The organism is Rugosimonospora acidiphila (assembly GCF_039543385.1).
GTDB lineage: Bacteria > Actinomycetota > Actinomycetes > Mycobacteriales > Micromonosporaceae > Rugosimonospora > Rugosimonospora acidiphila.
Map to the genome: position 1 here is coordinate 1 of NZ_BAABJQ010000047.1, position 20,458 is coordinate 20,458.

The window sequence follows — 20,458 nt, forward strand, 5'->3', positions numbered from 1 at the left end:
ACAATGCCTGGCATTTCGTGGCGTTGGAGCGTTCGGGTGACCAGTTGCTGATGTGGGTGGACGGCGCCCAGGTCGCGGCCGGTCCCGCCGAGGCCGGGTCGGTCAGCCGGACCGTGTCGTTCCAGATTCAGGTGGGCCAGCGGTTGGATGGCGCGTTCCACTTCGATGGTTCGCTGGATGAGGTGCGCGTCTACAACCGCGCGCTGAGCACGTCGGAGCTGACCCAGCTGCAGACCAAGAACTCGGCCCTCAAGAAGGGTCTGGTGGTGCGGCTGCCGTTCGACAAGATCCTTCCTGCAGCCAAGGCCTGAGCACGGCCACCGCCTGACCGACCGGGCCGCCCGACGATTCACCCGTCGGGCGGCCCGGACCGCTCCGGTGGTTCGGCGTCCCCGGCCGGCCCGGTGGGCACACCGCCCGCCCGGTCGGCCGTCGTCACGGTCGTGCCGGGGTCGTCGGAGAGGAGGAACCGCCCGCCGGACCGGGTGTTGCGCGATCGGGCGCCGACGTACGGCCGGCCGTCCACCCGCCCGTTGGGCGGTCGGCTCGGCTGCGACGCCAGGAGCCGGCGCAGCAGCCTGCCGGCGCCGAAGTTCCGGCCGTAGATGGCGGCCAGGATCGCGCCGACCAGGGCCAGGCTCAGTGGATGCGTGGATCGCCCCGGTCGCTGGCCGTCGACGGTCGAGGGCGCCCCGGCGGTCAGCCGCGACTGGTCTCCCGGCGCGGTGTCCCCGTTCGCCGCCGGTGCCGGGGTCGGGGTGGGTGTCGCGGTGGCCGACGGCGCGGAGCCGCGCGGGCGCTGGCCGCCCTGCCGCTGCGCCGCCTCCGCCTGCTGGTCGCGCCGGTCCCGCTCGCGGTCGAGGTAGCGCAGCAGCAGCCGGGCCACTATCGTCCCGCCGGCCGGGGTGAGGTGCGAACCGTCCGCCAGCCGGGCGTCCGGCACCACCGCGCCGGTCGTCGGGTCGGGTACCGAGTGGGAGAACCGGCCGCCGACCGAGAACAGGTCGTACTGGTCGACCATTGCCGTCGCGGGTATCCGGGCGACCGTGTCGCGTACGGCCGACGCGACGTTGCGGAAGATGGCGTTGACGTTGCTGCCCTCGGCGGGGTTGGTCTGCGCGTCGATCGGTGGGGCGGCCCAGATCACCAGCTTGACGCCGCCGGCCTGGTAGGCGTCGATGACCGCCTGGATCCGGTCGGCGTACAGCCGTGCCCACGCGGCACTGTCGGGGCTGGCGCCGTTCAGCGGGAACCCGTCGTTCTCGCCGAGGAACACCACCGCGACGTCCGGGTGGAAGGTGGCGGCCTGCGACGCCGCCTTCAGCGACCAGTCGAAGGCGTCGGGCCGGACCAGCCCGGTGCCGGCATAGGGTTCGTCGCGCACGTCGAGGTCGTCGCGGTCAGCCGAGGAGAGCAGGCGGGTCAGCGCGTACCCGGGCTCTCCCGCCGTCGAGTCGCCGGTGACCAGTACCCGCAGCGGGTGGCCGGGCCCCGAGGTCGGCAGCGCGTCCGGCACCGGCAGCCCGTCCACCATGAACGGGATGGTCGACGCGGTCGCCGGTGGCGACGAGGCCGGGGCGCTCGGCCGGGCCGTACCCTGCCTCGCCAGCGCCTTCGCCTTGGCCGCCAGCCCGTCCGGGTCCCCGTCGCCGCTGACCACCGGCGCATTGCCCAACGCCCGCGCCAGCAGGTCGTGCGGCTCGTCGAACCCGAGGAACCGCGCCGCCGCGTCGACCGGGCGCAGCACGTCGACCATCGGGGTGCGCACCGCCGAGTAGCGCACCTGCTGCGCCGCGGCCAGCGCGCCCTCGCTGTCCAGCAGCGTCGCCGCGGCGAGCGCGGCGACCACCACGCTGACCATCGGACGCTTCATGCCCTGCCCGCCTTCCCTGGTCCCCGTGGGCTTCTAGAACTGGTAGTAGATGAAGGCCGGCACGCCCAGGTTCGGCACGACGGCCATGAGCGCGACGAAGCCCAATGCGAGGCTCACCCCCTGGGTGGCCGGCGACATGGTGCCCAGCAGGCGTCGCGCCGGCCGCGCCAGCAGCCCGCCCGGTACGAGCTGGATGGCCGTACCGGCCAGGACCAGCACCACGAGCAGGGGAGCGATCAGGCCGGTACCGTGCCCCTTCCACACGAACAGCCGGTCGAGCACCGCGAACGCGTCCCCGAATCCGGGCGCCCGGAAGAACACCCAGCACAGCGCGACGAAGTGGAACGTGATGAGCCGGCCCAGCCACGGCCAGCGCGACGGCCCGGTGCGCCGTTCGAGAGCCAGGGCGGCGCCGTGCAGCCCGCCCCAGGCCACGAAGGTCCAGTTGGCGCCGTGCCACAGGCCGCCCAGCAGCATGGTGAGGAACAGGTTGCGCCGCGGGCGGCCCCGCCCGCCGCCCAGCGGGATGTACACGTAGTCGCGCAGCCAGCTGGACAGCGAGATGTGCCAGCGCCGCCAGAACTCGCGCAGGCTCGCCGCCGCGTACGGGCGGTCGAAGTTGACCGGGAACTGGAAGCCGAGCAGCAGCGCCAGGCCGATGGCGAGGTCGGTGTAGCCGGAGAAGTCCGCGTAGATCTGGGCCGCGTACGCGTAGATGGCGAACAGCACCTCGTACGCCGCGTGCTGTCCGGGTGCCGCGAACACCGGGTCGACGACCAGCTTGCCCAGGGTGTCGGCGATGACCAGCTTCTTCGCCAGCCCGGCGAGGATCAGCGTTCCGGCCCGGGTGTACGGCACCTGGGCCGGGTCGCGGGGCGTGGCGAACTGGGGGATGAGCTCGCGGGCGCGCACGATCGGCCCGGCGAACAGGTGCGGGAAGAATGCCTGGTAGACCAGGAAGTCCAGGGTCGGCGCGGGCCGGGGCAGGTCGCCGCGCCACAGGTCGACCAGGTAGCTGATGCCCTGGAAGGTGTAGAACGACACGCCGACCGTGGCCGCGAGCACGATGACCGGCAGCGGCGCGCCGAGCCCTATCCGGCCCAGCGCCGTGTCGATCTCGTGGGCGAAGAAGCCGGCGTACTTGGCGTACCCGAGCAGGGCGAGGTCGCCCGCGATACCGGTGATCAACAGCGCCCGGTTCCGGGTGTGGAAGACCGCCCAGCCGAAGGCCTGGTTCCACAGGGTGACCCCGACGAGTACCAGCACCAGTCGCGGGCTGGCCCAGCCGTAGCAGACGTACGAGGCGAGGAGGATGAACGGCTTCCAGAGCCGGGGCCTCGGCATCAGCCACCAGTTGACCATGAGTACGGCGGCGAAGAACGCCGCGAACTCCACGGTCGGAAAGAGCATGAACCTTACACTATGATTTGCGGCCTTTGCCCGGCGCGCTTCGGCGGCAAAAGGCGAAAAATCCTCGGGATGGCCGTGCCGACCTCGGCCGTGTCGACCCGGCCCGTGTCGACCCGGCCCGTCCGGTCCGGCGCGGCGCGGCCATATACCTCTGGGGGGTACCTTCGTACGGTGGTGCTGGACGCGATCATCCACGCGCTGGCCATCGCCGGCTCGATGGCCTGGGAGATCCTCTGGGCGCTCATCGTGGGCTTCGGCCTCTCCGCGATCGTGCAGGCCGTGGTCCGCCGCTCGACCGTCGTCCGGCTGCTCGGCGACGGCCGTCCCCGTACCCTGGCCGTCGCCGCGGGGCTGGGCGCGGGCTCCTCGTCCTGCTCCTACGCGGCGGTCGCGCTGGCCAGGTCGCTGTTCCGCAAGGGCGCCGACTTCACCGCGGCGATGGCGTTCGAGGTCGCCTCCACGAACCTGGTCATCGAACTCGGTGTCATCCTCGCGCTGTTGGTGGGTTGGCAGTTCACGGTGGCGGAGTTCATCGGCGGACCCATCATGATCGTCGTGCTCGCCCTGCTGTTCCGGCTCACCCTGCGGGCCCGCCTGCTGCGCCAGGCGCGCGAGCAGGCGGACCGGGGCCTGTCCGGCTCGATGGAGGGGCATGCCGCCATGGACATGTCCGTCCACGGTGGAGGCACCTTCCGCCGGCGGCTGCTGTCGCGCGAAGGGCTGACGTCGGTGTCCCACGTGTTCGTGATGGAGTGGGCGGCGATCTGGCGGGACCTGGCCGGCGGTCTGCTGATCGCCGGCGCGATCGCGGCCTGGGTGCCGGACGCGTTCTGGCGCGGCTTCTTCCTCACCGGCCATCCCCTGCTGTCCAAGGTCTGGGGGCCGCTGGTCGGGCCGGTGGTGGCCGTGGCCAGCTTCGTGTGCTCCATCGGTAACGTGCCGCTGGCGGCCGTGCTGTGGAACGGCGGGATCAGCTTCGGCGGCGTGGTGGCCTTCATCTTCGCCGACTTGATCATTTTGCCGATCATCAACATCTACCGCAGGTACTACGGCTGGCGCACAGCGCTGTACCTGACCGGTACCTTCTACGCCGCCTCGGTGGTGGCCGGGTACCTCGTGGAACTGCTGTTCGACGGCGCCGGCCTGGTGCCGTCCCAGCGCCACGCGAGGGTGGCGGAGGCGGCGATCACCTGGAACTACACCACGGTCCTGAACATCGTCTTCCTCGCCCTGGCCGGGGTGCTGGTGGTGCGGTTTCTGCGTACCGGGGGCGTCGGCATGCTGCGCATGATGGGTGGCGCGCCGGACGCGGGGCACGAGCGTGGCGGCGGCGCCGGCCATGCCCACCACCACGCGTGAGCCCGAGACCGTGCTTTTCCGGGGTGGTAGGGGCGCGTGGTAGGGGTGGTCCTCGGCCGGTGGCCCATTATCATAAGTCCAGCATGCCGTTGCGTTCCGGGTCACCGCCGGTGCCCCGACCGGCCACCGTCGGCCGGTCAACGCGGCGGTAGCGGTCGGTTGAGGTTGTGGTGAGGGAGTATGACAACAATGGCTACTGGTAAGGTCGTGCGGTTCGATGAGGGTCGGGGCTACGGTTTCATCGCGCCGGACGACGGCGGCGATGACGTGTTCGTGCACGCCAACGAGCTCACCGATCGGGGTGTGCGGGTCTCCACCGGCGCCCGGGTCCAGTTCAATGTGATCGACGGCGGTCGTGGTCTCAAGGCGTACGACGTCGAGGTGTTGGATGCACCGCCGGTGCCCGTGGGCGCGCCGGCCGCGGCGACGGTCGTCGCCCCCCGGGAGCAGGCGTCCGCGCCGAGCGAGCGGCAGAGTCCGGATGACGAGCTCTGCGAAATCTTCTCCGAGGCGGAGTTCACGTCGCGGGTCACCGACGTCCTCCTCGACGGCGGTCCCCAGCTGACCGGGGCGCAGATCCTCGAACTGCGCGCCCGACTGCTCAAGTTCGCCAAGCAGAACGGCTGGGTCGACTAATTCGGATTGGGCCGGTGCGGGCGATCCCCTGGTCGGGGTCGCCCGCACCGGTCGTGCCGCCGGTCAACCGTCTCGTCGTCGGTCGTCCGGGGCGCTCGTGAATCGTCCGGGGCGCCCGTCAATTGCTCGAGTGCCTGTCAGTCGTTCGGGGCGCTCACCGCGGGGAAGTGCTGCCCGTGCAAGCCGAACGGGATCCGGTGCGGCACCCAGGCCCTCGCCACCTCGGTCAGCTCGGCGGCGTCGAGCACCAGCAGGAACGACGTTCCGGCGCTCGGGTCGAGCACTATCGACAGCAGCACCCCGCCGTCCTCCCGCTCGTCGCCGGGGGTCCGGACGAAGACTGGTTCGCCCGGGTACGTGCCGGGCCGCGACCATGCCGCCGATTCGCGCCGTTCGACGTCGGTCTTCACGAGCTGATTCGGGAAGTCGCCCGGCTCACGGCTCCCCACCCCGTACACGAACCGGTACGGCCGGCCGTTGCGCCGGTCGTAGTCGATGCGGGGCAGCTCCATGGTCAGCTCGCCGAGCCGCTCGGTGCGCACCTCGCCCCCGCCGGCCGGCAGCACATACCGGCGCGGGGTCGCCTCGGGCACCCGAGCGTCCTCGGCGCGCAGCCGGTCGAGGTACAACGCCCGCACGATGTCGGCGTTGTCGTAGGCGCACACGTCGATGACGAGGTCGCCGTCGCGGGCGAAAGCGTTGATGTGGTGAAAGGCGAAGAACGGCTCGGTCCGGTACCCCCCCTCGAACCGGCCGGTCTCCAGGTCGACGACCAGGAACCGGGTGCCCCGCTCGGGTCGCCAGCGGTAGTTCTCGATGAATGGCCGGCCGGACAGCGGAATCGTCATCGGCACGGTCACGAGCGGGAACTCCACCAGCACGGCAAAGTGGTCCGCGACCGCGAAACTGTGCATGTACGACGGTCGGGGAGCCGGCAGGGTGGCGATCATCCGCTGGTGGGTGTCGCCGACGGCCCGACCGTACAGCTGGTAGTGGGTGGCCGCGCTGAGGTGCGTCGCGTAGCTGATCAGCTCGGTGGAGCCCGGCAGCCGGTGCGGATGAGCGACGGTGAGCTGGCCCGGTGCGGGCTCCCCGACGCCCAGCGTGGAGAGCGTCTGAGGATCGAACATGACCGGCAGCGGCGTCTCCGACATGGCCAGGAACTCGTCGCCGAACCTGTCGACGTTGACGTTGGTGTTGCGGCCGTTGACCGGGGTACGGAAGACCGTGACGAACCGGCGGAACATCGAGCGGCACGGGTCGGTCGCGAACTCCGAGTAGGCGATGCGTCCGGTGTCGCGGGCCGCCCGGTAGGCGGGGCTGTCCACGAAGCGGTTGCGGTACGACACGGTTCCGGCGGAGAAGCTGAACCGGTGCAGCATCGCCAGGCCGTCGAACCAGTGCCGGTACCGGTGGGTGCCGACCTCGAACTTCGCCGGCCCGACCCGGATCAGGCTGCCCGACAGCCAGGCCGGAAAGCTGCCCTCGACGGGCAGGTCGACGGCCGGCAGCTCCCGCTCGAGCGACAGGAACCCGAGTCGGTGGTCGGTCTGCGCCGGCTCGGCTTCCGCCCCGGCCTCACTCGTCATCGGGCCGCCGCTGCTCGGGGCAGTGCACCCGGATGTGAGTGTGCCCGAACGGCGCGTCGACCAGCCCGCAGTGGTGCGGCTCGGGCTGACCGGCGTGCGCGTACGGCTGGAAGTAACGGCAGGTCAGGCACATGCGGGCGGTGGAGATGGCGTCCCGGCGCTGCAACTGGGCGATCTGCCGGCACACCGCCGACAGCAGCCGGCTCTGTTCGTCGGACGGCAGGCCGTCCAGCCGCGCGAGCAGGTGTGCGGCCCAGTTGACCAGGGGCGATGGGAGCTCGCGACCCCGATCGGTCAGCGACACGTGAACGTGGCCGGGATCGTAGGAGGGGGCCGGGTCGAGGCGCACCAGCCCGTCGACGCGCAGCCGGCTCACCGCCTCGACGAGATCGGACACCTTCATGCCGACCGCCGAGGCCAACTCCGTGACCGCTCGCGGTTCGCCGCGCTGCGCGAGCATCAGGACGATCTGCTGGTCGACGAGCATGCTGGGGGTGTCGGTGGCGTGTCCGTCCGTGGCGTCGGCCATCGCGGCGGCCAGCCGTACCAGACCCGTGGCAAGGCGCTCGTCATCTTGATCCGGAAGCATGATCCGGTGTCGCTCCCCCCGAAGGAATTGATCCCCCCGGTGCTCATTCACCCACGTCAGCGACGTCGTGACAAGTGCCGGGGCGCCATTCTCGGGTGTCGCGGTGGCGGTGGGAGGTGGGGACGGGCCGGCGCCCGCCGTCCCCACCTCCGGTGGGGGCCCGGGGGCCGGCGCCCGCCGTCCCCACCTCCGGTGGGCGCCCGGGGGTCGGCGCCCGCCGTCCCCACCGCCGGTGGCCGCCCGGGGGTCGGCGCCCGCCGTCCCCACCTCCGGTGGGCGCCCGGGGGTCGGCGCCCGCCGTCCCCACCGCCGGTGGCCGCCCGGGGGCCGGCCACCGCTGCGTCCTATCCGGTGGCGCAGGTGGTGCCGTTGACCGTGAACGCGGTCGGCCTGGCGTTGGTACCGCTGTAGCTGGCGTTGAACCCGATGGAGGTGGACGCGCCCGGCGCGAGCGTGCCGTTGTACGACAGGCTCGTCGCGGTGACCACCGCGCCGGTCTGGGCCCAGGTCGCCGACCAGCCCTGGCTGATGGTCTGGTTACCGGCGAACGTGAACCTCAGGGTCCAGCCGTTGATGGTCGAGCCGCCCGAGTTCGCGATGGTGACGGTGCCGGTGAACCCGCCGCCCCAGTCGTTGGTCGAGTAGGTGACCCGGCACGCCGCGGCCGCGCCGGTCGGACTCGGGCTGGGCGAGGTCGGGCTGGGCGACGGACTGCGACTCGGGCTGGGGCTTGGGCTGGGGCTGGGCGAGGAGCCGTGGCTCGGCGACGGGCTGGGCGACGGGCTGCGGCTCGGGCTGGGCGAGGCAGACGGCGACGGGCCGGTCCCGGAGCCGCCGGGCGCGGTGCCCCACACCAGGTTCGTGCCGTCGTAGAGCGTGATGTTCGGGTCGTTGACCGGGGTGGCACCCGGCGTATTGGGCAGACCCTGGAATGAATAGTCCTTTGTGTAGTCGTGCGGACCCGGGAACGTGAGGCGGAACTGCACTTCGCGCTTGAAGTCGGACTGGCCGGACGGCTGGATCGAGGTGCCGGTGCAGTCGATGGTCACGTAGTAGGTGCTGCCCGTCAGCTGGGTCACCCCGGTCGGCGGCTTGCACTGGTTGTACGGCGAGCTGAACTGCAACTGGCTCGCCGAGTACCCGGGGTCGAGGGTGAAGTAGTAGCGGAACGTGCCGCTGGTCAGCTTCCGGGCCGGCCAGGCCGACTTGTTCTCCACCAGCGCCTTGATCTCGACGAAGTTGCTGCCGGTGGCGTTGGGGGCGGCCTGCACCAGCAACTCCGGCCCGTCCGGGGTCTCCTTCGGCGGGAAGTTGGACAGCGTCGTGCCCCCGTACTCCTGGGTCAGCTCCGACAGTGCGCCGGAGAACAGGGCGTTGTAGTCCAGCGCCCCCTCGGTCTGCTGGTAGTTGTTGCGATCGTCGGTGAACGCGTCGCTGCCCGCCGAGTTGGGGCCGCCGACCAGTTCGCCGATGGGCGTGTGCCGTTCGTTGGCCGGGTCATTGATATTGTTCGTCCACGAGCCGTGCGCGCCCCGGCTGTGGATGTTCTTCGGCCACGCCGTGCTCTTCCCGCCGTTGGTGAAGCCGGCCTCGTAACTCTCGTGGTTGGGGTTGTCGCCGAGCAGGTAGTTGACCTGGCGCACGCCGAAGTCGTGGTACGCCTGCGCCTTCGTGGCATCCCGGCCCTGGGACTTGAGCCAGTTGCCGAACTCCAGCGCCAGGAACGCCTCGTTGGCCGCGTACCGGGAGGTGCCCCAGACATCCACCACGGCCTCGCCGCCGGGCGTGTAGTTGACGTGCGAGCCATTGACCGAGCTGGTGAACCAGTCGAGGTTGCGCTCGGCGTCGTCGATGTACTGTTGCTGCCCGGTCAGCTCGGCCATCAGCACGTACACGCCGAACGACTTGTCGTCCCAGTTGATCGTCCAGTTGTACTCGGGCGTGGTGGTCTGGGACATTTTGTTCATGTTGCCGTAGTACGACTCCGCCTTGGTCAGGTAGCTGCTGTCGCCGGTCGCCTTGTACAGCCACACGGCCGCCCAGGTCAGCTCGTCCCAGTAACCCGACCAGGAGTTGTAGTAGCCCTGTGCGGCGGTGATGCAGGCGTCATACTTGCCCCGGTAGTCGTCGGCGAACTCGTACAGGGACTTGGCCTGGGACAGCAGGGTCGCCGCGTAACTCGGGTCGCTGCCCTTGAACAGCAGGTACGAGGAGGCCAGCGCGGCGGCCGCCTCTCCGGTCAGGTCCGAACCGGGGCAGGACTCGGTGACCGCGTACGAGGGCCGCGGCGACGGGTTCACCTCCGGCGGGCCCCAGAACGCGTGGTCCGACCCGCCGTCGCCGACCTGGCCGTAGAACACGTGCGCGGACGGGTGCGCCTTGATGATGTAGTCGTCGCCCCAGCGCAGGTCCCGCAGCAGGTACTGGGTCTGGCCGGACTGCGTGTACCCGCCCGGGTCGGCCAGGCCGCCCCAGGCCAGGGCGGTCATCGAGTACGCCTCGGGGAACCCGAACTTCACCTCATCGCCGGCGTCGTGGTACCCGCCGGTGAGGTCCAGCCCGTGGTCGGCTCCGTCGGTCAGGTCGGAGTCGCCGCGCCAGCTCACCCGGTTGTCGGCGGGCAGCTTGCCGGAGCGCTGCGACTCGTAGAACAGCATCGAATCCTGGAGGGCCTCGGCGTAGTTGAACTCGCCGGTCGCGACCGGCGCCGCGGCGGCGAGCCGGGCCACCGAGGCGACGACGCCGCCGGTGAGCACGGCGAGAACGATGACCAGCGCGGTGCGCAGTGACTTGCGGGGTGGGCGCAGGGACATGGGAACGCTCCTGGGGGTGGACGTGGTGGCAGGAGTGAGCGATGGCAGGAGTGAGCGATGGCAGGAGTGGGTGACGGCAGGAGTGAGTGGCGTCGGGCTCATCGGCCGCGCCCACCCGGCCCCGGTTTGGGAGCGCTTCCATCGACGTCGATTGTGGACTGTAGTCCTCGTCCGAAGTTTGGCCAAGGGCCGCCGGTGGCTACCGGCGCGAGCGGGCCGCGCGGCGCAGCTCGTCGGGGTGGGCGGTGCGGTCGAGCGCGACCCGCACCAGCGCCGAGGCCAGCCGCGGCACCTCGGCGGCGCGTACCGAGCGCGCCAGCGCGTCCGGCGCGGCCGGCAGTCCGACCTTGGCGGCGCCGGCGGTCACTTTCCGATCGAGGTACGGTCGGAACTCCGGCCACACGCCCTGCACCTCGCGCAGGAAGATGTCGGCGCCGGTGGGCCCGATGCCCGAGAACTCGATGAGCATCGAGCGCATCGGCCGCACCTCGCCGTCCGCCTCGGCGCGCATCCGGCGCAGGTCGCCGCGCCAGCGCTCCAGGCACAGCTGTGCCTCGTCGCCGAGCATGCGCGCGGTGCGCTCGTCGTAGCGGCGGTAGTGCCCGCGCCCGAGCGCGTCGACCCGCTGCTGCCAACTCGCCCGCGCCATCGCCTGTGGAGTGCGGTATCCGGCGGCGAACAGCGCCCGGGCCGCGGCCACCGCCACGCCGGCCGAGATGCGGGCACTGAGCAGCGTGGTGAGCACCAGCAGTTGGTACAGCGGACCGGGCTTGTCGGCCAGCCGGATACCGGCCTCCTCGGCGAACGTGGTGCCGTACCCGTTCAGCAGCCCGCGTACCAGCTCGGTGCTCCGCTCGGCCATCGGTGCTCACGTCCCTTCGGGTACTGGCGGCACTGAATCCCGCCCCGATACCCGTTACCGGTCAGTAGAAACCCGCCTTGCGGCAATCGCCCTCCAGGCGTCGCGCATCCGGGGCCGCGCGCGGACGCGCGAACGCCTACCATCCCCCAGGGACGTGTGACCGAACCCACCGAGTTACCGCGCGGAATCGGATGTGCGGCTGATCCGGAGGGCCGAGACCGGGTGGCATGCTTGCCCGGTCGTGTAGATCGTCCGCGGGGGCAGCGGGCGCTGCGCACTCGCCGCAAGGCGGTGTGTGTCAGCGGTGGTGTGAGAGCGTCCCGGAAGCACCGGCGGGGATCGGAGGTCGGCGGATGGCCACGGCTGGCCAGGGCGGGGGACCGACCACCGGCCCAACCGTGATGCGCATGCTGCTCGGTGCGCATCTGCGTCGGCTGCGGGAGGCGCAGGGCGTCAGCCGTGAGGACGCCGGTTGGCGGATCCGGTCCTCGGAGTCGAAGATCAGCCGCATGGAGTTGGGCCGCGTCAGCTTCAAGGAGCGCGACGTCGCCGACCTGCTCACCCTCTACGGCCTGGAAGACGAGGATGAGCGCGAGCGGCTGCTGGCCCGGGCCCGCGAGGCCAACACCCAGGGTTGGTGGCACCGGTACGGCGACGTGCTGCCCAACTGGTTCCAGTCCTACCTGGGCCTGGAGTCGTCCGCCTCGCTGATCCGCACCTATGAGGTCCAGTTCGTGCCGGGGCTGTTGCAGACCCGCGACTACGCCCGCGCGGTGGTCAGGCTCGGGCACGGGCACGCGTCGGCCGAGGACATCGAGCGCCGGGTCAGCCTGCGACTGGCCCGCCAGCGGGTGCTGACCCGGCCGAGCCCACCCCACCTGTGGGCGGTGGTCGACGAGGCGGCGCTGCGCCGGCCGATCGGCGGCCGTGAGGTGATGCGTGCCCAGATCGAGGCCCTGATCGAGGCCACCGGGCTGCCCAACGTGCGCCTGCAGGTCATCACGTTCGAGGCCGGCGGGCACGCCGCGGCGGGCGGGGTGTTCAGCATCCTGCGCTTCCCCGAGGAAGACCTTCCCGACGTCGTCTACATCGAGCAGTTGACCAGTGCCCTCTATCTGGACAAGCGCGACGATGTGGATCATTACGCCGCGGCGATGGAGACCCTGTGCGTCGAGGCCGAGCCGCCCGACCGCACGATCGAGGTGCTCACCGGCATCCTGCGGGACCTCGACGCGTCCGCGAGTGACCGGAAGGTCCAGTAGGTGGGAAAGATGAACCGTCGGGTAGCCTGCACCGCGTGCTTCCTCAGACGCGCACATCCTCCTCGCCCCGGGACGCCGCGGCGGGGGCCGGATCGACCGAGCTGAGCGGGCCGGCCACGGCCGACGACCCGATCGCGCCGTCCGACCAGGGAGAAGGCTCCCCGAGCGGGTCGGAGACCGCACCCACCGAGCGGACCCCGGGTTCGGCCGCGCCGGTGGCCACCCGGCCGCGACGCCGGCTGTGGCCCTGGCTGGTGGCCGCCGTGTTGGCCGTGGCGGTGGCGGCGACCTCGTTCCTGCCGTGGGAGTGGTCGTTCATCGACGACGGCGGCATGCTCACCTTCCTGCACGGGTACCAGCACCAGCACGGCTGGTTCCTCGGTGCGCTGGACATGATCTATCACGACTTCCAGGGCGACCGGGCCTGGGGCTTGTTCCGCCCGACCTTCTGGGTCTTCACCGGCACCTTCTACCTGCTGCCGGTCGGGGCGGCCCACGCGGTGCGGATCGCCATGGTGCTCTGCGCAATCATCGGCCCGCTCGTGCCGATCGCCAGGCGGTTCCACGGCGGGCCTCGGGTGGGGATGCTGATCTGGACGACCGCGGTGGTGGTCGCCGGCGGCGAACTGTTCGTCGGCATCTGGTACCCGTCCCTGCAGGAGACCTCTGGTCTGTGCTTCATCGGCCTGGGCTTCCTGGCCACCCGCCGGCACTGGCCGCGGGTGCTGGCGTGGCTGGCCGCGGCCTGGTTCAAGGCGCCGTTCGCCTGGCTGTTGCTGGCGTACGGGCTGGTGCTGTGCCGCAAGCGGGAGACCCGGAGGCTGGGCATCGTCACCAGCCTGGTGTCGCTGGGCACCCTGGCCGCCGCGACGCTGCTGGCCCGCAGCGGCAGCTACACCAGCAAGCTGGACTTCAGCCCGCACAACGTGCGGGTAAACCTCGACCTCAGTGTCGGCATGTTCGCGGCGCCGCTGCTGGTGGTGGTCGCCGGGCTGGTGCTGCTGCGGCCGCGCATCGACATCAGCATCGCGGGGGACAAGGACCCGACGGCCGTGGTGCTGCTGCTGGGCGGCGCCGGCTACCTGGCGAACCTGCTCGCCTGGAATGTCGGCGGCTACTACGCCGGCCCCTACGTCTACCTGCTGACCCTCGGGGTGGTCTTCGCGGTCACCGGGATCGGCACCACCAATCCACGGTGGATGACCGCCGCTCTGGTGGTTCCGGTGCTGATGGCCGGGTTCTTCCTCCACGACACCGCCGTGGAAGGGTACGACCGGTTGGCGACCGTCACCGGCCTGCGCGACTGCGTGCTGCGGCTGCCGGACGGCGCGGTCACCGGGACGAACCGGCACGAGGCCTGGGTCCGGCTCGACTACATCGTGCGCGAGCACAAGCCGGACTGGAAGGGTGAGGTCGTGCTCGTGCTCAGCGGCCAGGTCACCGGCACCGACGAGGACGGCGCTGCCCGGGGGCTCGACTACTTCATCTACCAGCCCGGGTATGGCTTCGCCGACCCGTCGCTGACCTCGGGCCCGGTGGTCTGCCGTACCCCCGACGCGAACGTGTATCAGGTCGTGCCGCCGACCACGGCCTGACGCCCACGCATCCCTCGCCGGGCCGCCGATCCGATGCCGGAACGGCGGCCCGGTCGATTTTTCCCGACGCTGTCCATCCGGGCGTTCGCCGATCGTCGTGGTGTTGAGAGCCCCGAACATCGGGGCGCTGACGCGAGGAGGAGCACGTGCGGACGAGCACGCAGGACCAGGTGACGGGCGCGACCACCGAGGTACGGATGGAGGTCGACCTGCCGATCGAGGAGGTCTGGGCGCGGGTCACCGAGGTGGGGCGGGTCGGGCGGTTCAGCCCCGAGTGCGTCCACGCCGCCTGGCTGGACGGCACGGACGGCGCACCCGTGGCGGGCGCCCGGTTCGAGGGGCGCAACGAGTTCCCCGACGGGTTCGTCGCGACCGTCGAGTGCGTCGTGACCGAGGCGCGGGAGCCGTCGGTGTTCGAATGGGTGGTTCTCGACGGCGACCGGGAGGTCGCGCGGCCCGGCTCGGCCTGGCGCTACGAGCTGCGGCCGGGTTCCCGGCCCGGTACCACCGAGCTGGTGCACCGGTTCACCCACGGCGCCGGCATGACCGGGCTGCGCAGGTTGGTCGTGGAGCGGCCGGGAGAGGCCGAGGCGGTGGTACGGGAGCGACTGGCGACGCTGCACGCCAACATGACGACGACGCTGAGCGGCATGATGGACCGCGCACCGGCCGGCTCCACCACTCCGGTGGGAGATGCCAAGTGAAGTCATGCCCTTCGCCTGCGTCGATGCGGACTACGCGGACCAGGTGACCGAAGATCCGGATCTCGACACGCCGATGCCGTGGGTCGAGGAGCTGGACGCGGCCGGCATCCGGCTCGACGGCGACCAACTGCGCCCGCCGCGGGACGCGACGACCGTCCGGGTGCGCGGCGGCGAGGTGCTGCTCGGCGACGGGCCGTGGCGGAGGAGTGCGCCCAGGAGGCGTTCGCCCAGGCCGCGGCCCGGTAGCCGGTCGACGGGCTGTCGCGCAAGCCGGGGGCGTGGTTGGTCACCGTCGGCCACCACCGGGCCGTCGAGGTGCTGCTGCACGACGCCCGGCGCCCGGCCCGGGTCGACGGCGCCGGTCGGCTGGTGGCCCTGGCCGATCAGGACCGCGCCCGCTGGCACCGGGCCCAGATCGACGAGCGCGCACCGGGCCGGAGCGCGACTACCTGATCCGGAGGTTGGCCGAGCTGGAGCCGTGATTCTCCGTAGTCTCTCCAGTTCACATCGTCACGGAGAATGATCTTCGCAGTGACGCGTCCCGCACTCGCGAAGAACTCGCTATCGCAAAAGAGTTGCAATAGCTTAGTCTGGGCGGGAGAGAGCAGCACGGACCCAGGCCGCGTGCCCCGGTTCGGCCCGCCATCGTTGGAGGTTCCCGCCCCATGCCGACCGCCACCCCCGACACCGCGACGTCCGACCCGACCTCCCGCCGCGTGCCGCTGACCCGGCGCGAGTGGGGCCGGGTGGCCGCCATGGCCACGTTCATCGCCGTGCTGCACGTGGTCGGCTTCGGCATCCTGATCCTGTTCGTGGTGCCGGCCCACTACAAGGTGGGCACCGGCCTGTTCGGCCTGGGCACCGGGATCACCGCGTACACGCTGGGCATGCGCCACGCGTTCGACGCCGACCACATCGCCGCCATCGACAACACCACCCGCAAGCTCATGGCCGACGGCAAACGGCCGCTGTCGGTCGGCTTCTTCTTCTCCCTCGGCCACTCGACGATCGTGGTGGGCCTGACCCTCCTGCTGTCCCTGGGGCTCCGGGCGATCGGGGCGCAGCTGTCCGACGACTCCTCCGCGCTGCACACCTACGGCGGGCTGGTCGGCACGCTGGTGTCGGGCGGCTTCCTCTACCTGCTGGGCATCATCAACCTGGTCATCCTGCTGGGCATCATCAAGGTGTTCCGCGACATGCGCCGGGGCCACTTCGACGAGGCGGCGCTGGAGCAGCAGCTCAACAACCGGGGCCTGATGGCCCGGATCCTCGGCCCGGCGCTGCGGGCGATCACGTCGCCCTGGCACATCTACCCGGTCGGGGTGCTGTTCGGCCTCGGGTTCGACACGGTCACCGAGGTGACTTTGCTGGTCATCGCGGGCACCAGCGTCGCGGCCGGGCTGCCCTGGTACGCCATCATGTGCCTGCCGATCCTGTTCGCCGCCGGCATGAGCCTGCTGGACACGATCGACGGATCGTTCATGAACTTCGCCTACGGCTGGGCGTTCTCCAAGCCGGTCCGCAAGGTGTACTACAACATCACCATCACCGGGCTGTCCGTGGCGGTGGCGCTGCTGATCGGCACCGCCGAGCTGCTGGCGATCCTGGCGGACCGGCTGAACCTGACCGGCGGGCTCTGGGACTGGGTGGGCAACCTGGACCTCAACAAGATCGGCTACGCCATCGTCGCGCTGTTCATCCTGGTCTGGGTCGTCGCGTTGGCCGTCTGGAAGCTCGGCCGCATCGAGGAGCGCTGGAGCGCCGACCTGCGGCAGAGCGAGCCGCAGCAGGCGACGCTGGACTGACCTCCCCGGGCCGGCGCCTCGCCCCCGCCGCCAACCCGCAACGCCGCCGGCCGCGCCGGCGGTCGGGGATAGGGGTGTACCGGTGTTGCGCGGGCTCGCGGAGTACGGCATCATGAGGACGTGATCCGCCACACTCGTCGATTTACCAGCCCCCGGTTGACCGGTGGGCTGCCCGTCTGAGCACGGCGACTTCCGCGCGATCCGCGCGTGACCCAGGCCCCCGGTTTCCGGGGGCTTCTTCGTTTCCAGGCGCTTCTTGCCGCTGAACGGTTCTTCGTTTCGAAGGCGCTTCCTGGTCTCGGGCGCTTCATTGCTTCGGTGTGGAACGGGTGGGTCATGACTGGTCAATCGGCTGCCACGGGTGCGGCCCAGCGGGTCGGCGACGTGCTGCGCGCGGCGATCGAGGGGATCGCCGCCGCGTCGACGCTGGCGGAACTCGACGTGCTCCGGCGCGGGGTCATCGGGAAGTCGGGCACGCTGCCGGCGATCCGGCGCTCGATCGGCGGGCTCGACGCCCCGGCGCGCAGGCTGGTCGGCGTTGCCGTCAACGATGCCCAGCAGCGGATCGCCGGCGCGCTGGCCGCCCGGGAGAGCGAACTGCTCGACGCGGAGCCGGCGCTGGCCGTCCCCGTCGACGTGACGCTGCCGGGCATCCAGCCCGCCCGGGGTGGGCTGCACCCGACCATCCAGCTCATGTACGACCTCAACGACGCGTTCGCCGCGCTGAACTTCGAGGTGTACTCGGGCCCGGAGATCAGCTCCGAGCTGTACGAGTTCGACTACCTGAACTTCCCGCCCGACCATCCGGCCCGGGAAAGCATGGACACGTTCTGGCTCGACGGCGGCGGCGACGGCGACGGGGACCGGCACGGGGCCGACCGGTTGTGCCTGCGCCCGCACCTGACCGGGGCGAGCGTGCGGTACATGGCCGAACACGTGCCGCCGTACGGCTTCGTGTACCCGGGACGGGTGTACCGGAACGAGAGCATCGATCCGCGACACGAGCGGGCGTTCTTCCAGTACGAGGTCCTGATCGTCGATCGCGACCTACCGCTGACCGCCGGCAAGTTCCTCGTCGACACGATTCTCGACACGGTCTTCGGCCGCCCGGTGCCCATCCGCATGCGCAGCGGGTTCTTCCCGTTCGTGGAGCCGGGATTCGAGATAGACATGCGGTGCCAGGTGTGCGACGGCGCCGGGTGCCGCACCTGCCGCGGGGTCGGTTGGCTGGAGCTCATGCCCGGCGGCAGCCCGCACCCGAACGTGCTGCGCGCCGGTGGCCTGGACCCGGAGCAGTGGACCGGGTTCTACGTCAATGTCGGGCTCGACCGGCTGGCCATGATGCGGTACGGCATCGACGACGTACGGCTCATGCACGGCGCCGACCTTCGTTTCCTCAACCAGTTCGCCTAGGAGTGCGCGGTGAAGGTCTCACTGGAATGGCTCACCGACTTCGTCCGGGTGCCCGCAGGTGTCACGCCGGCCGGGCTCGCCCACCAGTTGACGCTGCGGACGGTGGAGGTCGAGGACGTCATCGACGTCGGCGCGCCGCTGGCCGGGACGGTCGTCGGCCACGTCGAAGGCATCGAGCGGGTGCCGGGCCACCCGCACGTCGCGGTGGACTGCCGGATAGGCCCGGGGCGCATGGTGACCGCCGTGTCCCGGGCGGAGGACCTGGCGCCGGGGATGGCGGTCGCCGTGGCGCTGCCGGGCGCGCGCCTGAGCGGTCCGGGCGGCGAGCCGGTCGATGTGTCCACAATGGACGTCGCCGGCCGGCGCTGGACCGCGCTCGTCGGCACCGCCGAGCAACTCGGTCTGGGGCGGATGTTTCCCGGCGGACACCTGTCGGGCATCGACGCGCCCGCCGGCACGCCGCTGGCCGAGGCGCTGGGCTTCGACGACGTTGTGCTCGACATCGACAACAAGTCGCTGACCAACCGCCCGGACCTGTGGGGCCACTACGGCATCGCGCGGGAACTCGCCGCCATCTACCGGGTGCCGCTGGCCCCGTTGCCGACCGCGCCGCCGTTCCCCCCACCGGCCGGCGCCCCGGCGGATGGCCGAGCGCTCGGCCCCGACCTCGTCGCAGACGTGGACGAGCGGCTGTGCCGGCGGTTCGCGGCGGTCGCCTTCGAGTTACGCGACCAGTCTGGCTCGGCGCGTCTGGCGCCGCGCCGCGACCCAGACCAGTCGCCCGATCCCGCCGGGCTGTCCCCGCTGTGGCTGCGCAGCCGGCTCGCCCGGCTCGGGGAGGCCAGCGTGAACCTGTGCGTGGACCTCGCCAACTACGTGATGTTCACGGTCGGCCAGCCGACCCAGGTGTACGACGCCGACCGGATCACCTTGCCGCTGGCCGTACGCGCCACCGTCGAGCCGGTGACGGTACCGCTGCCGGCCGGCCCGGCCACGCTGGAGCCGGGTACGCCGGTCGTCGTCGACGCCGACGGTCCGGTGGCGCTGGCCGGGATTCTGGGCGCCGCCGCGCCGGCGGCGCGCGGCGACAGCCGCCGGTTCGTGCTGGAGGTCGCGACCTTCCGGCCGCGCCCGGTCCGCCGCGCCGCCCAGCGGCTCGGGCTGCGCACGGAGGCGTCCGCGCGCTTCGAGAAGGGGCTGGACACCCAGCGGGTCGATCAGGCCGTCGGGCTCTACCTCGACCTCCTCGCCCGGCTCGCGCCCGGGGCCCGGGTCACCGCCACGCGGGACGTCGACCCCGACCCCACGCCGCGGGCCCGGATCGCCGTCGACCCCGACTTCCTGGCCCGGCGCATCGGCACCGCCCTGGAGCCCGACGAGATCCGGCGGATCCTGGTGAGCCTGGGGTTCCACGTCGAGTCCACCTCCCGGCTGGACGTGACGGTGCCGACCTGGCGCTCGACGGGCGACGTGTCGCTGCCGCACGACCTCGTCGAGGAGGTCGCCCGCGTCCACGGGTACGACGCCCTGCCGGTGGCGCCGTTGAACGTCACCCTGCGGCCGGTACGCGACCTGCGGCTGCGGCCCGTCGACCGGGTGGTCCGCGAACAGCTGGCCGCGCGCGCCGGCATGCGCGAGGTGGTCACCTACCCGTGGGTCGCCGACGCGCTGCTCGCCGCGGCCGGGCTGGACGGGGCGCGGACCGTGCGCTTCGACGGCGCCCCGGCCCCCGACCGGGCGACGCTTCGTCCGTCCCTGGTGCCCAACCTTCTCGAGGTCATCGCCGCGAACCTCCGGTACGCCGACGAGTTCGCCGTCTTCGAGGTCGGCACCGTGTTCCGCGCCGGCCCGCCCGGCGACCACCGCGGCCGCTCCGAGTCGTTGCCGGAGCAGCCCGTGATGCTCGCCGGTGCCGTGGTCGGGCGTGACGGCGAGGTGTTCCGCCGGGCGAAGGGCGCCCTGGAGATGCTCGCCCGCGAGGCCCGGCTCGGCGACCTCGCCACGGCGGCCGGGACCGCCGGCCAGCCGGGTGCGGTCGGCCCGGCCCCGGCGTGGGCCGACCGCTCCGCCCGCGTCGCCATCACCGCGAACGGCGCCGTCATCGGCGCGCTCGCCCTGCTCACCAAGCGGTCGCGCCGGCTCGCCGGCATCGACGCTCCCCAGGTCGCCTGCTTCGAACTCGAACTCGACCGGCTGTCCCCGCTGCCCTCGCGGGACAACCGTTTCGAGGTGCTGCCCGCGTTGCCGGAGGCGGACTTCGACCTGTCGGTGGTGGTCGGTGACGGCGTCGGGTGGTCGAGGCTGGAGGCGGTGGCGGTCGCGGCGGATCCGCTCGTGCACCGGGTGGCGTTCCTCGACGAGTACCGGGGCTCGTGGGTGCCGGCCGGCCATCGCTCGGTGAGCCTGCGGGCGACGCTGCGGCCGGCGGGCACCACGCTGACCGCGGAGGCGATCGGCCGGTCCCGGCGGAGGGTCGTCGAGGCACTGGCCGGCGCCCTCGGCGCCGGGCTGCGGGAGTGACGACCGGGCGTCGTCGGCGCCGGGCTGC

The 20,458-nt window shown here is 71.7% G+C and carries 16 protein-coding genes; 10 read left to right on the forward strand and 6 right to left on the reverse strand.

Annotated features, from left to right (window positions below; genetic code table 11):
• A partial coding sequence (locus ABEA87_RS39805; protein ID WP_345638783.1) for a LamG domain-containing protein occupies positions 1-311 on the forward strand: 311 nt, incomplete at its 5' end.
• Between the two features lie 38 nt (positions 312-349).
• On the opposite strand, the gene ABEA87_RS39810 is transcribed toward ABEA87_RS39805, so the two are convergent.
• Together ABEA87_RS39810 and ABEA87_RS39815 are read right to left on the reverse strand one after the other, a co-directional pair.
• Positions 350-1,873 carry a DUF459 domain-containing protein gene (locus ABEA87_RS39810; RefSeq protein WP_345638785.1) on the reverse strand — a complete coding sequence of 508 codons (1,524 nt, stop codon included), beginning with the start codon at positions 1,871-1,873 and terminating at the stop codon, positions 350-352.
• Between the two features lie 33 nt (positions 1,874-1,906).
• Complete coding sequence (locus tag ABEA87_RS39815) at positions 1,907-3,283, reverse strand: MBOAT family O-acyltransferase (protein ID WP_345638786.1); 1,377 nt, start codon at positions 3,281-3,283, stop codon at positions 1,907-1,909.
• Between the two features lie 171 nt (positions 3,284-3,454).
• On the opposite strand from ABEA87_RS39815, the gene ABEA87_RS39820 reads away from it, so the two are divergent.
• Entirely contained in the window at positions 3,455-4,642 is a 1,188-nt protein-coding gene (locus tag ABEA87_RS39820; RefSeq protein ID WP_345638788.1) for a permease, read from the forward strand.
• Positions 4,643-4,831: 189 nt separating this feature from the next.
• The gene (locus ABEA87_RS39825; RefSeq protein WP_345638789.1) at positions 4,832-5,278 is read left to right on the forward strand and encodes a cold-shock protein; all 447 of its coding nucleotides are present in this window, start codon (positions 4,832-4,834) and stop codon (positions 5,276-5,278) included.
• 137 nt (positions 5,279-5,415) lie between these two features.
• On the opposite strand, the gene ABEA87_RS39830 is transcribed toward ABEA87_RS39825, so the two are convergent.
• From ABEA87_RS39830 to ABEA87_RS39845, 4 genes are all read right to left on the reverse strand, one after another.
• Positions 5,416-6,867, reverse strand: coding sequence for a carotenoid oxygenase family protein (locus tag ABEA87_RS39830; RefSeq protein ID WP_345638791.1), 1,452 nt, complete (start codon positions 6,865-6,867; stop codon positions 5,416-5,418).
• Positions 6,857-7,456: a MarR family winged helix-turn-helix transcriptional regulator gene (locus ABEA87_RS39835; RefSeq protein ID WP_345638793.1), complete on the reverse strand. Its 600-nt coding sequence runs from the start codon at positions 7,454-7,456 to the stop codon at positions 6,857-6,859. Before ABEA87_RS39835 ends, ABEA87_RS39830 begins: the two co-directional genes overlap by 11 nt.
• A 344-nt stretch (positions 7,457-7,800) precedes the next feature.
• Complete coding sequence (locus ABEA87_RS39840; RefSeq protein ID WP_345638794.1) at positions 7,801-10,269, reverse strand: glycoside hydrolase family 9 protein; 2,469 nt, start codon at positions 10,267-10,269, stop codon at positions 7,801-7,803.
• Between the two features lie 199 nt (positions 10,270-10,468).
• Positions 10,469-11,131 (reverse strand): hypothetical protein, encoded by a 663-nt coding sequence (locus ABEA87_RS39845; protein ID WP_345638796.1) that lies wholly within the window; start codon positions 11,129-11,131, stop codon positions 10,469-10,471.
• Positions 11,132-11,484: 353 nt separating this feature from the next.
• On the opposite strand from ABEA87_RS39845, the gene ABEA87_RS39850 reads away from it, so the two are divergent.
• From ABEA87_RS39850 to ABEA87_RS39880, 7 genes are all read left to right on the forward strand, one after another.
• Complete coding sequence (locus ABEA87_RS39850) at positions 11,485-12,393, forward strand: helix-turn-helix domain-containing protein (RefSeq protein WP_345638798.1); 909 nt, start codon at positions 11,485-11,487, stop codon at positions 12,391-12,393.
• Positions 12,394-12,428: 35 nt separating this feature from the next.
• On the forward strand, positions 12,429-13,988 hold the full coding sequence (locus tag ABEA87_RS39855) for a hypothetical protein (RefSeq protein WP_345638800.1): 1,560 nt from the start codon (positions 12,429-12,431) through the stop codon (positions 13,986-13,988).
• Between the two features lie 146 nt (positions 13,989-14,134).
• Entirely contained in the window at positions 14,135-14,692 is a 558-nt protein-coding gene (locus ABEA87_RS39860) for an SRPBCC family protein (RefSeq protein WP_345638801.1), read from the forward strand.
• A gap of 282 nt (positions 14,693-14,974) precedes the next feature.
• Positions 14,975-15,145: a DUF6596 domain-containing protein gene (locus ABEA87_RS39865; RefSeq protein WP_345638803.1), complete on the forward strand. Its 171-nt coding sequence runs from the start codon at positions 14,975-14,977 to the stop codon at positions 15,143-15,145.
• A 212-nt stretch (positions 15,146-15,357) separates the two neighbouring features.
• Positions 15,358-16,497, forward strand: a complete 1,140-nt coding sequence (nicT, locus tag ABEA87_RS39870; RefSeq protein ID WP_345638805.1) for a Nickel transporter NicT — start codon at positions 15,358-15,360, stop codon at positions 16,495-16,497.
• A 336-nt stretch (positions 16,498-16,833) separates the two neighbouring features.
• Entirely contained in the window at positions 16,834-17,910 is a 1,077-nt protein-coding gene (locus ABEA87_RS39875) for a phenylalanine--tRNA ligase subunit alpha (protein WP_345638807.1), read from the forward strand.
• Between the two features lie 9 nt (positions 17,911-17,919).
• Positions 17,920-20,430: a phenylalanine--tRNA ligase subunit beta gene (locus ABEA87_RS39880; RefSeq protein ID WP_345638810.1), complete on the forward strand. Its 2,511-nt coding sequence runs from the start codon at positions 17,920-17,922 to the stop codon at positions 20,428-20,430.
• Positions 20,431-20,458 lie beyond the last annotated feature (28 nt).